Annotated in this window: 12 protein-coding genes; 1 reads left to right on the top strand and 11 read right to left on the bottom strand. The window is 35.4% G+C overall.

The features are described from left to right. The first annotated feature begins 51 nt into the window (after positions 1 to 51). Positions 52 to 954 carry a tRNA (adenosine(37)-N6)-dimethylallyltransferase MiaA gene (gene miaA, locus OQK60_RS07805; RefSeq protein WP_297685758.1) on the top strand — a complete coding sequence of 301 codons (903 nt, stop codon included), beginning with the start codon at positions 52 to 54 and terminating at the stop codon, positions 952 to 954. Here miaA and OQK60_RS07800 read toward each other — a convergent pair. From OQK60_RS07800 to OQK60_RS07750, 11 genes are all read right to left on the bottom strand, one after another. Beyond that, entirely contained in the window at positions 940 to 1,656 is a 717-nt protein-coding gene (locus OQK60_RS07800; RefSeq protein ID WP_297685756.1) for a Sir2 family NAD-dependent protein deacetylase, read from the bottom strand. The genes miaA and OQK60_RS07800 overlap by 15 nt on opposite strands. Continuing rightward, the gene (locus OQK60_RS07795; RefSeq protein ID WP_297685754.1) at positions 1,657 to 4,014 is read right to left on the bottom strand and encodes a flagellar protein; all 2,358 of its coding nucleotides are present in this window, start codon (positions 4,012 to 4,014) and stop codon (positions 1,657 to 1,659) included. 147 nt (positions 4,015 to 4,161) lie between these two features. Next, positions 4,162 to 5,670, bottom strand: a complete 1,509-nt coding sequence (gene nuoN, locus OQK60_RS07790; protein WP_297685753.1) for an NADH-quinone oxidoreductase subunit NuoN — start codon at positions 5,668 to 5,670, stop codon at positions 4,162 to 4,164. Then, positions 5,670 to 7,217 (bottom strand): NADH-quinone oxidoreductase subunit M, encoded by a 1,548-nt coding sequence (locus tag OQK60_RS07785; protein WP_297685751.1) that lies wholly within the window; start codon positions 7,215 to 7,217, stop codon positions 5,670 to 5,672. The genes nuoN and OQK60_RS07785 overlap by 1 nt, the downstream gene beginning before the upstream one ends. 3 nt (positions 7,218 to 7,220) lie before the next feature. After that, on the bottom strand, positions 7,221 to 9,143 hold the full coding sequence (gene nuoL / locus OQK60_RS07780) for an NADH-quinone oxidoreductase subunit L (RefSeq protein ID WP_297685749.1): 1,923 nt from the start codon (positions 9,141 to 9,143) through the stop codon (positions 7,221 to 7,223). A 3-nt stretch (positions 9,144 to 9,146) separates the two neighbouring features. Next, a complete protein-coding gene (gene nuoK, locus OQK60_RS07775; RefSeq protein WP_297685747.1) occupies positions 9,147 to 9,455 on the bottom strand; it encodes an NADH-quinone oxidoreductase subunit NuoK in 309 nt (102 codons plus the stop codon). After that, the gene (locus OQK60_RS07770) at positions 9,452 to 10,027 is read right to left on the bottom strand and encodes an NADH-quinone oxidoreductase subunit J (RefSeq protein WP_297685745.1); all 576 of its coding nucleotides are present in this window, start codon (positions 10,025 to 10,027) and stop codon (positions 9,452 to 9,454) included. The genes nuoK and OQK60_RS07770 overlap by 4 nt, the downstream gene beginning before the upstream one ends. An 11-nt stretch (positions 10,028 to 10,038) precedes the next feature. Continuing rightward, a complete protein-coding gene (nuoI, locus tag OQK60_RS07765; protein ID WP_297685743.1) occupies positions 10,039 to 10,653 on the bottom strand; it encodes an NADH-quinone oxidoreductase subunit NuoI in 615 nt (204 codons plus the stop codon). A 9-nt stretch (positions 10,654 to 10,662) separates the two neighbouring features. Beyond that, positions 10,663 to 11,643, bottom strand: a complete 981-nt coding sequence (gene nuoH / locus OQK60_RS07760; RefSeq protein ID WP_297685741.1) for an NADH-quinone oxidoreductase subunit NuoH — start codon at positions 11,641 to 11,643, stop codon at positions 10,663 to 10,665. Positions 11,644 to 11,646: 3 nt separating this feature from the next. Then, positions 11,647 to 14,133: an NADH-quinone oxidoreductase subunit G gene (locus tag OQK60_RS07755; protein ID WP_297685740.1), complete on the bottom strand. Its 2,487-nt coding sequence runs from the start codon at positions 14,131 to 14,133 to the stop codon at positions 11,647 to 11,649. Then, positions 14,133 to 16,376, bottom strand: coding sequence for an NADH-quinone oxidoreductase subunit G (locus OQK60_RS07750; RefSeq protein WP_297685738.1), 2,244 nt, complete (start codon positions 16,374 to 16,376; stop codon positions 14,133 to 14,135). Before OQK60_RS07750 ends, OQK60_RS07755 begins: the two co-directional genes overlap by 1 nt. Positions 16,377 to 16,378 lie beyond the last annotated feature (2 nt).

Raw genomic sequence — 16,378 nt, 5'->3', positions numbered from 1 at the left:
TAATTAAAAGCTATTTTATCTAAAGTTGATTTAAAATGATATAATTTCACAATGAATTCAGTTATAAAACAGCTCGCTATCATTGGTCCTACCGCATCAGGAAAAAGTGATTTGGCTATAAAAATTGCAAAAAAAATCAATGCTTATATACTCTCCATTGACTCGCTTAGTATATACACCGGCATTGATATTGTATCTGCAAAACCTTCCAAATATGAGCTAAATTCTGTTAAACACTTTGGTATAGACATTTTAAAACCTAGTGATTATTTTAGTGTTGATATATTTATAAACTTATACAAAGATGTTGTTTTTACATGTCAAAAAAACAATAAAAATCTGGTTATTGTAGGTGGAACATCTTTTTACCTAAAATCACTTATGCAGGGCTTATCTGCCCTTGCAAAAACAAGTGAAGATATATCAAAAAAAGTAGAGTTGAGGCTGAAAAATTTGCAAGAGTGCTATGAGTTTCTTCTCAAAAAAGATAGTGAATATATGAAAAATATTTCTCCTAACGATAGCTACAGGATAGAAAAAGCACTGCTTATTTATGAAGCTTCAAATCTTACTCCAAGTGAATGGTTTCAACAAAATCCTCCTAAGCCAATTATAGAGAATCTTGATATATACAATATAGATGTCGATAGAAAAGTTCTAAGAGATAGAATCTCAAAAAGAACCGCTAAAATGCTGAGTTTAGGACTTATAGATGAAGTATGTGACTTAGAGAAGCGATACACTAGACTTCCACACTCTATGAATTCTATCGGTATTGTAGAAGTATTGGAGTATTTAGATGGATATGTCACAAAAGAGCAGATGATTGAGAACATCTCAATTCATACAGCTCAACTTGCAAAAAGACAGCAAACTTTCAACCGCACTCAATTTGACAATATCACAAGCGCACCGCTAGAAGAACTAGAAAAAATTATCTTATCTAGATTCTAATACGGCTTCTATCTCCTCGGCTATCTCTTCAATAGCATCTGTAGCTTTTTTGTAAAGCACTTTTGAAAACAGTGCATCTTCAATTGCCGGACTTGGTTCATAGTTATTCAAAATTGAGCGCTGGACATATTGAGCAATAGTATTTACGCCTACAACATTTCCGCTAGTGCCTATAACTACAAAAAGTTCGCAATCTTGAATTTGTCTATTTAGCTCCTCATACATAGGAACTGCCTCGCCAAAGAATACAATATTTGGTCTAAATCCAGTACCGCATCTTGGGCAAAAACCGTTATGAGCATCATATAGGCTTTTATATCCAATATCAAATATTTTATTGCATTGTTGGTTTTGACATCTTACTTCTGTCATAAATCCATGCAGATGAATGACATCTTCATGTTTTAATCCGGCTTTTTCAAAAAGATTATCTACATTTTGTGTGATTACTGCAATATCATCGGGATATTTTTCTTTTAAGTCAGCTATAACATCATGCGCATAATTTGGCTCTTTATCTTCCAAGTCTGCTCTTCTTTTATCATAAAACTCGATGGTAATCGCTTCATTCTTTTGCATACTGTCATAGTTACACACAACATTGACATCATACCTATCCCAAAGTCCGCCACTCTCTCTAAATGTACTTATTCCAGACTCCGCACTGATGCCCGCACCACTAAAAAGAACTACCCTTGCCATCTAAATCTCTTTTGCACCCTCTGCTAGTTTTGCCCAAGCAGAATCTTTATCAGCATTAATTGCTTCTTGATAAGCAATTTGTGCATCATCACCTCTCCAAAGTTTATCTAACACACTACCTTGTAGATACTTCTGTCTTGCTCTGTCACTGTTACTTAATTCAATAGTATCTAACGATTTTATAACTTCAAGAGCTTTGTTGTTGTCCTCTTTATCTATGTAAGCCTGATAAAGCGTGAATTCTATAAAAGGGCTCTGTGCATGTGAATCAGATGCTTTTTGCATATTCATAACTTTTTCACCGTACTTTATAACAATGTTAGAATCTTTTTTGTCGCTTCCTACTGCCATTACAGCCACATACCTGTCTATATCTAAGTAGTCTTGACTATATACTTTTTCTATATCAACAATTGCATCTATCAATTTGTCACTATTTTCAAGTCTTTTGTAAGTGTCAAAAATATATCTATATACATCTATGTATGGTGAATTTTTATCCTCTTGTATTAAGCTGATGAGATCTTTTGAAGCTCCTAAAACATCACTGTAATTTCCAGTAGCAAAGTCAATTTTTATAGCTCTGTATATCCACTTTTTTCTCTCTTGCAAATCTTTTGATTTTAAATTTTTATCTGCAATCTTTTGCGCAAGAGTAAAGTCGGCACCTTTCATGGCACACTCATAAACTCCGTCATCCCACTCATCAGACAAATCTATTTTATATTTAGAAGAAATAACAAGCACGCTATTACACTCTTTTTGATCTAGGGCTTGCTTCATCGTACCTATCGCTGCATCAGTTATCAATTGTTCAACATCTTTATACTCTTGCTTATCAAGAGTCAGAAGTCTATCCTCCAAATCAAGAGCATCAACGAACTGCTCATTTTCTATTAGAAGTTTAGCTTTTTCATATGTAGCTTTGTTGCCTATACTATCTCCGCTATACTCTTGCATTAACCTATCATAGTTGCTAAGTTTAGTTGTAATATTGGCATCGCTGACATCAAAAAAGAGAGAATCTTTGGCGATGCGAACCTCTTCTTCATACATTCCGCCTGCAAAATTTGTTAGATACATATTCAATGATGTCAAAGACTCTTGTTTCATTGGTGTTTTACTCAGCCATATACCAATATCTCTTAACATCTCTTCATACTCATCATAATTTGTATTGATCTCATTTAGTATGGCTTGAGCAATTGCAGAGCCTGTTATAAAATCTGAATTATCTATGAAATCATACATCATGCCCATTGATTTATCCATAGTTTCAAAAAAGTATTCAGGCTTAGCCTTTACTATTTTTTGTATATACTCAGCTGCCTCTTTTGTTCTAACATTTGCTAATAGATTATGCGCTAATCTATACGCAGCTTCAACCGCTACATCAATATTATCAGTTGTTTTAATCGCTTTTTCAAAAAGAGCTCTAGCGTTTGTTGAACTCCCCGATGAGATTAACATTTCTCCCTTATATACATATCCCCATTTTGTATAAAGAGAGTCTGGATGTTCACTAAAGAGACGATCAAAAAAGTAGTCAGCATCTGTAGTTAAACCAGTTTTAAAGTATGCTTTTGCCACCAGCGATAAAACTTCCGGAACATTTTCATCAGCCGAATAATCACTTAAGTAAGTTTTTGACACTTCAATTACATTATCATAATCTTTTAATTTTGAATGTACTTTAATCTTATAAAACAGTAATTCTGCAGTAAAAAGCGAATTTGGATAACTATACATAATCTGATCTATTAACTCTAGACAAAAATCATATTTTTCATCTTTATAAAGTTGTTTTATTTTTATATACTCGGTCACATCCCCAACTCTTTCTACATGTACCGGATTACCTTTTATATCTAAACTGCCGACATATGGAAACTTGTCTTTTGAAAAAGTAAACGGGAAGTTTATAGAGACATCAGTTTTAGTGTTTTCTTTCATATACGGAATTTTATCTTTATATCCAACTATCATCCAATGACGGGAGAGTTCAACATTGGAACTAAAAACAGTGTCATCTTGTGTTAAATCAAATATCATTGGATAGAGTTTTATTTTTTCAAATGGCTTGATTATAAGGAAAAAAGTTTTTTTATTTACTTGTGTTGTTATCTCGAAAAAATTATTTTGAATTTTTTGAAGTTTTTTTGATGGTGATTTTGAAAAAGCACAAACTATTTTTTCTACAATATCAAAATCATTTTTTATCTCTTGACATAAAAATTTATCTTTATCTTTTAAATGAAATGTAGAATAAGCTTGATGGTTTTCTTTTGCACCTTGAAGCGAGACTTCAAGAGCAAATATATTTATTGATATAAGGGCAAAGAGCACAGCTTTTAACAAATGTCACTCTCCTTATTTCACTTCTTGAACTCTTTTATAGCACGGCTTACTGTGCGCGGGCTTCCTGCCGAAGGCGTAGTGCCTCAGTTGGTAAAACTCAGCGTCAGCGTAAGACAAGGGACTTGGTTCCTTGTCTGTACTAAATTATTAGTAACCACTATTGTATACAAATACTGTAACGAACTCTAGAAGTTGGTTTAGAGCTAAAAAAGCAAATATAGTTCCTATAGTTGCGATACCGATAATTGTTTTTAAAGAGAGAGTTGCATTAACAGCGCTTACATCTCCAGCCAAACCAACAACCGGTTCTTTCATAAACATATATACTATTAGTTTTAGGTAGTAGTACCCCGCTACTGCAGAGTTTAGTGCCATGATAAGAGCTAAAACTGTATACCCGCCTGTTACCGCCGAGCTTATCATATACATTTTACCCCAAAATAGTGCAAATGGAGGAATACCCGCTAAACTTAGCATAAACAGAGCCATGATAGAAGCAGCAATCGGAGATGTTTTTACAAGTCCTGCAAATTTATCATAACTATGGTCTGAGCTTTGTCCTTTTGGAAGATTTTTCTGTCTTGAAATCCATAACATAGAAAATGATCCTAAGTTAGTAAAACTAAATAAAATCCAATACAAAAACAGAGCACTGTTTGATTGTGTAGTTCCTATCAATATAGCTGCCATAACAAAACCGGCATGAGAGATTGAACTATACGCAAGCATTCTTTTAACATCATTTTGCACTAAAGCCCAAATATTTGCCATAGTCATTGTAACAACGACACCGATATAAAGAATAACTTCTAACCAAACTACTCCACTGTGAATCAAGAACTCAAAGAGTCTCATTGCAACAACAAATGCCGCAATTTTTGGAACAATTGACATGTAACCTGCTAACGCTGCTGAACTACCTTCATAAACATCAGGAGTCCATGTATGAAACGGAACCATTGATAGTTTGAAACCAAATGATGCCAGCATAAAAACTACAGCGATTAGTACAAAACCGATATCAGCATAATTATTTGCAGCCAATACAGAAGCTATCTGATTAATCTCAACAGAACCTGTAAGTGCATAAAACACCATTGAACCAAAACTGTAAAAACCTGCAGCTAGAGCACCCATTGTAAAGTACTTAACAGCCGCTTCAAATGATTTATTACGGTTATGCATAGCAATCAAAGTATATAGTGCTAAAGATGCAGTCTCAAGTCCTACAAAGATAAGAATTAGATTATCAGTTGCAACCATAAACTGGAAGCCTGCAATCATAAATAAAAACAGTGCAAAGAACTCAGGATAAGCAAACTCGTGGAACCTTTTTTTAGTAAGCGCTAATGGTATGAAGAGTATAGAAGCACCTACAATTATAAACTGAGATAAAATAGCCAAACCGTCTATAAGCATTACATCAAAAACACCCATTACGGTGCCATTTTGCTCAAATATACCAGCTGATTCTAATAGAAATGCAAAGTCAATACTTAAAACAAGAAGACTTAACATTACATACATAGACTTATCTTGTTCGCTTTTAAACATATCTACAACTAAGATTAATAGCGCCCCTACAATTGGTATAAGCATTGGGACCAGAGTCATTAAGTTTAACGACTCAATTGAAACATTTACTGGTGACAACATTATTGTACCTCCTTAGCTGAAGCTTTATTAATAATAATATCCAGACTAGGAATTCTAGATTTTGCTTCTTCAGTTATAGCTTTTTCGTGCATTAACTGAACAACAGCTTCTACGCTAGTATTTATTGGTCCTAAAACCGGCTTAGGATAAATACCCAACCAAATAGTAATAATTACCAATGGAACTAATGCAATAAGCTCTCTCTTGTTTACATCCGGAAGATTTTTGTTCTCTTCTTTTGTAACTTCGCCAAAGAACATTTTCTTGTAAGCTGCTAACATGTAGATAGCACCTACGATAATTGCAATACCTGCTAAAAGAGTCAATATGTGTGACTGCTGATAAAAACCAAGTAAGCTCAAGAACTCACCAACAAAGTTGATAGTCAGCGGCATACCAACAGAAGCCATCATCATAATCCCAAAGATAGTTGCAAACCTTGGCATTACTGAGGCAAGACCACCAAATTCACTCATAAGCTTAGTGTGTCTTCTATCATAAATGACACCAACCAGAAGGAATAGCGCACCAGAAACAACACCGTGAGCAATCATTAAAAAGATTGAACCAGAGATACCTTCAACATTTAGTGCAAATGTACCAATGATGATAACACCCATGTGTGATACAGATGAATATGCAACAACTTGCTTAATATCTTTTTGAGCATATGCTACCATCGCTGTGTAGATAATCATAATAATTGCTAAAATCGCAATTGGGAACATAAAAAATACTGACGCATCCGGGAATAATGGCAGTGAAAAACGGATAAACGCATATGTACCCATTTTAAGTAAAATCGCCGCTAGTATTACAGAACCGATAGTCGGTGCTTGACCGTGAGCATATGGCAACCAAGTATGAAATGGAAACATTGGAACTTTGATAGCAAAACCTATAAAGAATGCTACAAATAACCAAAGCTGGAATGACTCCGGAAGAATCAGACGGTACCAATCAAGAATTGCAAAGCTCCATTGACCGGTTGCTTGATAATAAAAATATGCCATAAACAGCATACCAACAAGCATTACCAATGAACCTGCAAATGTATATAAGAAGAATTTTACAGAAGCGTAAATTCTAAGAGGTCCACCCCATGCACCAATGATATATAACATTGGAACAAGTGAAAGTTCCCAAAATACATAAAACACCATAGCATCAAGAGCAACGAATACACCAACCATAGTCATCTGTAAAAACAGAAGTGTGATTATCATATTTTTTACATCTTTAGTATCTGTAAGTGATGCGATACCAATCATCGTAAAGAATGATGCTAAGATAATAATAAACAGTGATATACCATCAACACCAACTATGTAGTTGATACCAAATGTTGGAATTAATGCGATAGTTTCCATAAATTGCATGCCGGAGACATTATTGTCAAAAGCAAACCAAAGCCATAAAGCTAATGCGAACTCTATTGCAGCTACTGCTACACCGTAAGAGCGCATGCTGTCTTTATGAACAACAAATCCCAGTAGTGCAGCAAGTGCCGGGAAGAAAACTAAAATTGATAAGATATGATCTAACATCTATTAAACTCCTAAACCTGAAAGAAATAACTTTATTTCTCCAGAATATTTAGCTGCTAGTCCAAAAACTACAGCTAATGATAACAAGGCAACCGTGCCCGCTACCATCCACTTAAGCATAGTTGATAGATTACCACTTTGCATTGCTCTTGTATTTTCACCAGTTGCATAGAATGCTTTTGCAATTCCATCAACAGAAGCATCAACAACTTTCTGATCTATATGTGTCCAACATAAAGTTGAAAGCTCTCTATATGGTTTTACAAGATACTCTTCATAAAAATAAGGAATATAGTATTGATTAATCAATAATTTATATGCAAAACTATTTTCCATTTTAGAAGTTCCATCTGGTACTTTAATATCTTTGCTCATATATTTTTTATATGCAAAATATATTGCTCCAATAACAAAAAGCTGAGTTCCGATTGTCATAATCCAGTATGTAGTTGCACTATGTACATGGTACTCAGTAGCCGGTAGTACATATGTAACCATCTCAAAGTAAGAACCTTTTAATGCACCGGCGATTACAGCCAGTACAGCAAGAGGTGCCATTGCCCACAACATAAACTTATATGCTTCATGCGGATGAAAACCTAAAGCAGTATGACGATCCTCTCCATGGAAGATTAAAGCGATAATTCTAAATGAATAAAATGCGGTTAAACCAGCAGTTAATAAAAGTACTGTATAGATAATAAAGTGATGATCAATAAATGCAACCTCTAAGATTAAATCTTTAGAGAAGAAACCTGCAAGTGGAAAAATTCCAGCAAGAGCAACAGATGCAAGAGTCATTAGAATCATTGTACCTTTCATAGTCTTACCTAAACCACCCATCTTAAATGGATCAAGCTCATCATTCATAGCATGCATAACATTACCACCACCAAGAAATAGTAGTGCTTTAAAGAATGCGTGTGCCATTAGGTGAAACAGTGCAACCCAGTAAGCACCAAGTCCAGCTGCAGCAAACATATATCCTAACTGTGAAAGTGTAGAGTAAGCAATAACTCTTTTAATATCACGATTAACTAATGCCATAGTAGCTGCAAAAATTGCAACAAATGCTCCAAGACTTGCTATAAACAATCCAACATTAGGAATTAGTGCGTATAACTCGTTTGATCTTACAACAAGATAAACACCAGCCGTTACCATTGTTGCTGCGTGAATAAGTGCAGAAACCGGAGTTGGTCCCTCCATCGCATCAGCAAGCCATGTGTGTAATGGAAACTGAGCCGATTTACCCATAGCACCTACAAATAAGAAGATACCGATCCAAGTAAGAGTAGCAGTATCAAGACCTGGCATCGCTGCGAAAGCACCATCATATTGAAGTGTTCCAGTGTTCCAGTAGACTAAGAAAATACCGATAAGCATACCAAGGTCAGCAATACGGTTCATAATAAATGCTTCGTTAGCTGCCCATGTAGCGCTCTCTTTTTTGTACCAAAAACCAATAAGTCCCCATGAACAAAGACCAACACCTTCCCAACCAATAAATAAGCCGGCGAAGTTGTCGCTCATTACAAGAATCATCATAGAAAACACAAACGCTGATAGCCAAGCAAAGAAACGATTAAATCCAGCGTCATGATCCATATAACCAATAGCATATACATGTACAACAGTTGAAACTAAAGTTACAACCATCATCATAGTAACACTTACTTGATCAACAACAAATCCAAATGGAATATATAAATCTCCAGTTGCCATCCATGTCATCATCTCTACATGTACAGTATGTCCAGTAGTTAGAACTAAAACAAGAAGTATCGTACTACTTATAAGTGAAACACCAAGCATTATACTTGGAACAATGCCAGCTATCTTCGTTTTTGGGCGTGCGCCAAACATTGCTGCAAACAAAGAACCAACAAGCGGTGCAAATAGTGCCGTATATAAAAACAGTTCCATCTTTTATCCTCTCATCGTTGACATTTGTTCAAGGTCAATATTATTATGTTTTTTGTGCCAAACAATTAATAAACCAAGTCCTACTGCAACTTCTGAAGCAGCGATTGCAATTACAAAAAATGCAAACATCTGTCCAGTTAAGTCACCGTAGTAGTGTGAAATCGCAGCAAAAGAGATATTAACAGAGTTAAGAAGTATCTCAGTTGCGAAAAACAGCATAAGAAGATTCTTTCTTCTCATAACACCAACTAAACCTATCGCAAAAAGAATAGTTGAAAGTACAAGATAGTGATTTAATCCAATTTCCATCATAGTAACACCTTCTTATTTTGCTCATCTCTCATATGTCTAATCTCATCTTCTTCCATAAGAGTTAATGATTGATCCATCTTTTTACCTGCAAGAACAATACCTGCAATCATCGCAACAAGAAGCATAACTGCTGCAATTTCAAAAGGAACAAGATATTTAGTAAATAAAACCATACCGACTTCTTGCGTATTACCGGCACCTTCTGTCATAGGATATAAAGCAGTAATATTATCGCTTACTATCGGTGTAGCAAATATAACAACCAATAAAACAGCAGCAACAGAACTTAAACCAAAGATAATAAGCTTATTGCCTTGTTTCTCTTTTACTTCTCTTGTGGTATCAAAAAACATCATACCAAAAGCATATAAAGCCATAACGGCACCTGAGTAAACAACGATTTGTACAGCACCTAAAAAATCAGCTCCCAATATAAAGAAAAATGCTGATATAAAAATCATTCCTGCTGCTAATGCTGTTAGGGCATATAGCGCTTGTGATGTTGTTACTGTAATATAAAACATCGCAATAGTTAAAAACGCAAATAGATAAAATGCAATTGCTTCAAACATACTCAATCTCCTTAATATGCTAGAGGTGTTTTTTTAACACGCTCATCTTCATGTGGTGTAATAGCACCAAAACCTTCAAACTCAACCTGTGTACCAGCTTTCATCTTATCTAATGGCGTCAACATACCCGCATAATCAACAAAGTGTTCTCTTTGATCAGAGGCATTTTCATACTCACCGCCGTGAGTAATCGCAAGCTCAGGACAAACTTCTGCACAATAACCACAGAAGATACAACGACCTAGATTGATAGTGTATTCGCTAACTTCTTTACGAGAATTTTCATCAAGTCTCGTATCAATTCTAATACAGTTACTTATACATATTTTTTCACAAAGTCCACAACCGATACATCTCTCAGCATCTGATTCCCAAAGTCTTTTCATTTCATGCACAGCACGATATCTTGGACCTATTGGCATCTTCTCCTCAGGATATTTAATCGTATGTGTATCAAATCTTATCATCTCGCGAAGAACTACCCATAGACCGACAAAAAGTTCGCCTCTAAAAGTTCTCTTTATTACTCTTTTAAACTTACCCCAACCATCTGTTGGATAATCTTCGATATCTACTAAGAAGTAACCGTCAGAGACATTTCTATCATTTAATTGTTCATTATTCATCATGACTCCTTACATCATCACTATACCAGTGATTATAATATTAATCACTGCTATTGGCATTAGAACTTTCCAACATAACCACATTAGTTGGTCTGGTCTTACATCCGGCCAAGCTGCTCTAGTCCACAAAAAGAAAAAGAAAAAGAATGCAACTTTTGCTAAAAATCCTAAAGCACCCAACAGACTTCCGTCTCCATATCCACCTAAGAAAATCAGAGAAATTACAAAAGAGATAAAGAACATATTTGCATACTCTCCGATAAAGAAAAGTCCCCATCTCATACCAGAGTACTCTGTACCAAAACCATCAATAATCTCATGGTCATTTGCGATAAGGTGAAATGGCGTACGACCAGTCTCTGCAAATGCAGCTATCCAAAATAGAACAAAAGCAACTGGTTGAGCAAACATAATCCAACCATTGTCAATCTGATAATTATTAAAGTCAATTAGTGAAAGTGAGCCAACCATCATAATAGGAGCAAGTATTGACAGACCAGTGATTACCTCATAAGAGATAAATACTGCAGCACCACGAGCAGCAGAGAGAAGTGCAAACTTATTTGCTGATGCCATACCGCCAAGAAGTGGACCGTAAAGACCAATACCCATAATTCCTAAAATATATAAAATACCAATATTTATGTCAGCAACTATTGGATGAACTTCATATCCAAACAATGTAAATGACGGTAAAAATGGTATCGCTGCTGCTGCCATAAATGCAGTTGCTGCAGTAATGACAGGTGCAAACTTAAAGATACGCCCAACTACACCAGATGGAACGATATCCTCTTTAGTAAATAGTTTTATACCATCAGCTGCAACTTGCAGTAGTCCAAAAGGACCAACATTTGTCGGTCCAAGACGGCGTTGCATAAAGGCAAGAACCTTTCTTTCAAAATATGTACCTATACCCGCAAGAGCTGAAAATATAAGTAGAATAACGACAATTTTTATAACTGTCTCAATTAAATATGCTGTTTCCATATATTACACCTTTTCAATCGAAGCTGTTGCAAAGCGGTATGAGCTAAACAATGCCTCTGAATTTATTTTAGAATCAAATGTTGGTAAAAGTGCGACATCCCCACTAATTTTGTTATCACTTACTATATTAACAACAAGTTCACCATTCTCGCTCTTAACTCTCACACTGTCTCCTTCATTTAAATCAGACTTACTTAAGAACTCTTCACTCATATAGATACCGCTAACTTCATCCAAGTTAGTAGTTTTATATGTAAATTCAGTAAATTGTCTTACAGGGTTAGCCATATATATAAGAGTTCCTTGCATTTTTGCATCACTAAACTTCTCTACTGACTCATCAGAAGATGCTTTAACTTTTACATTGTCTAAAAGATATCCACGATGCTCAGTACCATCATTGTCATAATGATTCGGTAAGCTGTCAAAGTCTTGAGCTTTAAATCCTGATGCAACAGGAAGCAGAGCTGTATAATCTATAGTGTTCACAGCTTTTAATCCCAACTCATTTGCGATATCATTAAGAGTGTAGCCTTTATATGAGAGTGCCGCATTTGTAGGATTAACTCTTTTATTGACACTTGTTAGAGTTCCCTCTTGCTGATTAATTGCAGGCATATCCAAGTCGCCGTCACCTAATGCACTAAGAGTAAAGTCTGCTTTAGTGTTGTAGCCAACGCTATATGAACCTTTAGTATCATCAAGGTCACAAATAAGTGCAACACCAAGTGAGTTAGTTAATGTCGGTATCATAGTAATTTTGATATCACTATATTTTTCAATTAGCCCTAAAAGACGAGCAAGGTTTTTAGAATTTGGATGAGTATATAAGTCCGGTCCCGCCATCAAAGCAAAAGAATCTTTCTTCTTAAGGTTTTTATCCAGATCTTCCATAAAATTATCATCAGCACCCAAAATTTCTAAAAGTTTGTTATCATCGACAACAACTTCTTTTTCGATTTTTTTAGGAACCATCTTTTTCTTCTCTTCTTCTACTTCTTCCTCTTCGCCTGTCTCTTCGTTCTTTTTCATAACTTTTACAATCTCTACTACTTCTTCTTTAATAGTCTCTGTAACTGTAATAGTTTTCTCAGAATGAAACGAAGCTAGATAATCAGTAACATCTGATGGAAGTTTTTCTTTATCTCCAAATAGGTCAAGCACCAAATAAAGCGCTGCTTCTTCTTGGAGTGGAGCATGATAAACTGTCATAATACTTTTTCCAAGACCTTCAATAATAGGGTCTTTTACAGGATGGAAGTAAAGTCCAGCACCTTTATTTACTTTCATTGAGTTATTTAAAGCATATCTTGCATTTGGATTGTCACTTTTTAGTGCCGTTCCAACCGATATAACAAAGTTAGCATCATGAGTAGCTTCAAGGTCATTGCCGTAAAGCCTAGTTCCACTTATCTCACTATAGTTATTTAAAAAAGTTTGAAATGCTTTTGCTTCAGAGTTTACAAGCTTAACACCAAGTTTTTCTTTGAGTGATTGAAGAATAAAAGCTTCTTCGTTTGTAATAGTAGAAGTAAACTCAATTGTATCAGCTTTTTTAAATGCTTCTATCGCCTTAGCAAATGCATCTTTGTCTTTAGATTCAACTCTGTTTTCATAATCAAAACCATAACGGCCGGCACCACAAAGAGAGACATAATTCCACTCATTCATAACACGATATATTTTATCTTCTGTATTTTCGATACTTGTATGCTTAACATCATAAGATATTTGACATCCGGCAGAACAGTGTCCACATGTAGCAGGTATCTGTTTACATTCCCAAGCATTTGTTTTATAGATATAGTGAGTATCAACTAAAGCACCAACCGGACATACAGCGGCACATTCACCACATGATGTACAGTCAAGCATCTCTTCGCCGGAAGTCAAACCAATTAGAGATTTGTTAAGTTTGTTCCACATTGCGTATGCATCTTTAGGCATATTCTCTTTGTACTCAGCTTCAAGTGCATCAGCACCGCGAGGAACAGTCTTTAGAGAGTTATCACCTATCATATCTTTACATGCAGTTACACATCTTTCACAAACTATACACAAACCAGGGTTATAGTGTAAGTGCCCCCAATCTATGTCACTTCTATCTACATCTTTAACAGCGTAACTCTGTGAATCAACACCCATTTCTAAAGTATAGTTTTGCAATTCACACTCACCAGACTGGTCACAAACGCCGCATTGAAGAGGATGATTTACATCATAAACTTCCATAATTGCACGACGCTCTTTTTCGATATTTTCTGTCGAAGTCGTGATTTCCATGCCATCTTTACTTTTTGCATTACAAGCATAAACTTGTTTTCCATCAGCTTCAACAAGACATATACGACAAGCTAAGGTAGGGCTACACCTTGTCAAATAACAAATTGCGGGTATAAAAATATCGTTTGCACGAGCGGCATTAAGTATATATTCACCCTCTTGTGTCTCAACTTCTTTACCATCAATATTTATAGTAATTTTACTCATTACATTACTCTCACTATTTTGGATTTTTCAAACCTATATCTACTAGGATCTACATTTATATCAAATGTAGGATTTAGTGCTATCGTTCCTTTAAGTTCTGAATCTAGCTTAAACTCTCTTTGGATTGTAGTAGACCCAAAAGTAATATCTACTATATCTCCATCTGAGATTTTAGCAGCTACACTAAACTGAGCGGAACCTCTTAAAAAATTATCTTTTTCTAACTGTTTAGTTTTATTTGTGTATGCATTAAACTGAAGAACAGGGTCTGCATGATAAATAATAGTACCGTTGAACTCAGGTAAGTCATCAAGTTCTTCAAGTTGACCATCAGCTTGACATGTAACTTCATCAAGAAGATAACCACGCACATCATCACCCATTTTTGACAAGAAATTCTCTAAATTATCAAACTCTATATCTTTAAAACCGGCATTTGTATTTAACTCTTTCGTATAATCAATTGTATTCTTTTTATGAATGCCAAGAGCATTTGCCAGGTCATTTAAATTATACCCATCAAATCCCAGTGCGGCATTTGTCGGAAGGACTCTGTTGTCTATGCTAACTACCGTTCCTTCTTGTTGATTTAACGCAGGAACTGATAAATTTGCATACTCTAAAGAAGAGATTACAAAGTTACCATTGTCGTTATACCCTACAACATCAATAATATCTTCATCAATATCAAGTGTGTTTATTAGTGAAACACCAAGAGTATTTACCTCACGAGGAACTACAACTATAGAGAAGTCACTGTATTTTTCTATCAGTGCTACTAATTTGGCTATATTATCTGAACGCTCGTGTGCGATTAAATCGTTACCGACTATAAGTACACGGTTTTTTGCTCTTGAGAATGACTTCATCATCAATGAAAATTCTTCTTCACCTAAGTTTGTTTCAGCATAAATATAACCTAAGTCTAAATCATCAAAGAAAGCTTTTTCACTCTCATCTAAATCAGCATCGCTCAAGATTGCACTAGCTAAAAGTGCTATAACGCCCTCTTCTGTTCCTACTTCGTATTTCATCATCTGAGTAGTAACATTTTGCATTAAAACATCTTCCATAGGATGAGCATAAACTATTTTTGCTCCATTATGGCGAGCAGCGGTTGTTAGAGCATATCTTACGCCAGGGTTATCAGTTGCTATTCTACTTCCAAGAATTATTGCAGCATCGGATTGTTTAATCGCATCAAGTGAACCGCTGTGATGAAGTTTTCCACTAACAGAACTGTACGATTTCATAAACTCTGCAAATTTTCTTGCATCTTCATTGAAAAGCTTAATCCCAAGTTTCTCTTTCAAGAGTTGTAAGATATGAGCCTCTTCATTAGTAATAATCGAAGAAAATCTAATAGCGGCAGCATTTTTAAGAGCTTCAACTGCCTTATGAAATGCGGCATCATCTTTAGTAGCTTTATTGTCAAAATCAAATCCAAAGCGTCCAGCTCCACACAGTGATGTAAACTCAAAGTTATTTTTAACTCTATAGAGTTCATCTGCACCGTTTATACCCATATGTCTTGTTTCATACTCAAGTGAACAACCTGCAGAACAGTGCGCACATGTAGCAGGAACACGAGAAAGTTCCCATGAATTTGCTTTGTACTGAAAGTCAGAGCTAATTAGTGCACCAACCGGACAAACCGCGATACACTCTCCACAAAATGTACAATCAAGCGTATCAGCATTTTTTGGAATAATCACAGAACTGTATCCGCCAAACTTGACTTCAATAGCATCATCACCGATTACTTCATTACATACATGTACACACTTTTCGCATAAAATACATAAAGCAGGGTCATAATTGATAAGTCCCCACTGCTGTATCGGACGAGCCTGATCACGAGCAGAAAAGTTTTGTTTTTGTATATCAAATTCTAAAGTCTTATTTTGTAAATCACATTCACCTGATTTATCGCAAACACCACACTCTAAAGGGTGATTTACATCATAAAGCTTCATAATGTTTATTCGTTCATTCTCTAACTCTGCATTATTAGTAGTAATCTCTATGCCTTCAGTCGGAGGAGTATTACATGAAAGTACAAAACCTTCAACTCCCGAAGCTTCAACAACACACATACGACAAGATGCGCATGGAGTAGTTTTAGAGATATAACACATTGTAGGAATATAGATGTCATTTTTGCGGGCTACAGTTAAAATAGTCTCGCCCTTTTGAGCTTCTACAGAGATACCGTTAATTTTAAAATTAATTATTTTATCCATAT

It is taken from the genome of Sulfurimonas sp. (assembly GCF_026196735.1).
GTDB lineage: Bacteria > Campylobacterota > Campylobacteria > Campylobacterales > Sulfurimonadaceae > Sulfurimonas.
The sequence above is the reverse complement of the archived record's forward strand: the minus strand, read 5'-3'. Positions and strand labels throughout refer to the sequence as shown.

What these genes read in the sequence shown, in the direction of transcription:
- miaA (WP_297685758.1), top strand. Translation starts at nt 52, where the DNA reads ATGAATTCAGTTATAAAACAGCTCGCTATCATTGGTCCTACCGCATCA.
- OQK60_RS07800 (WP_297685756.1), bottom strand. Translation starts at nt 1,656, where the DNA reads ATGGCAAGGGTAGTTCTTTTTAGTGGTGCGGGCATCAGTGCGGAGTCT.
- nuoN (WP_297685753.1), bottom strand. Translation starts at nt 5,670, where the DNA reads ATGTTGTCACCAGTAAATGTTTCAATTGAGTCGTTAAACTTAATGACT.
- OQK60_RS07785 (WP_297685751.1), bottom strand. Translation starts at nt 7,217, where the DNA reads ATGTTAGATCATATCTTATCAATTTTAGTTTTCTTCCCGGCACTTGCT.
- nuoL (WP_297685749.1), bottom strand. Translation starts at nt 9,143, where the DNA reads ATGGAACTGTTTTTATATACGGCACTATTTGCACCGCTTGTTGGTTCT.
- nuoK (WP_297685747.1), bottom strand. Translation starts at nt 9,455, where the DNA reads ATGATGGAAATTGGATTAAATCACTATCTTGTACTTTCAACTATTCTT.
- OQK60_RS07770 (WP_297685745.1), bottom strand. Translation starts at nt 10,027, where the DNA reads ATGTTTGAAGCAATTGCATTTTATCTATTTGCGTTTTTAACTATTGCG.
- nuoI (WP_297685743.1), bottom strand. Translation starts at nt 10,653, where the DNA reads ATGAATAATGAACAATTAAATGATAGAAATGTCTCTGACGGTTACTTC.
- nuoH (WP_297685741.1), bottom strand. Translation starts at nt 11,643, where the DNA reads ATGGAAACAGCATATTTAATTGAGACAGTTATAAAAATTGTCGTTATT.
- OQK60_RS07755 (WP_297685740.1), bottom strand. Translation starts at nt 14,133, where the DNA reads ATGAGTAAAATTACTATAAATATTGATGGTAAAGAAGTTGAGACACAA.
- OQK60_RS07750 (WP_297685738.1), bottom strand. Translation starts at nt 16,376, where the DNA reads ATGGATAAAATAATTAATTTTAAAATTAACGGTATCTCTGTAGAAGCT.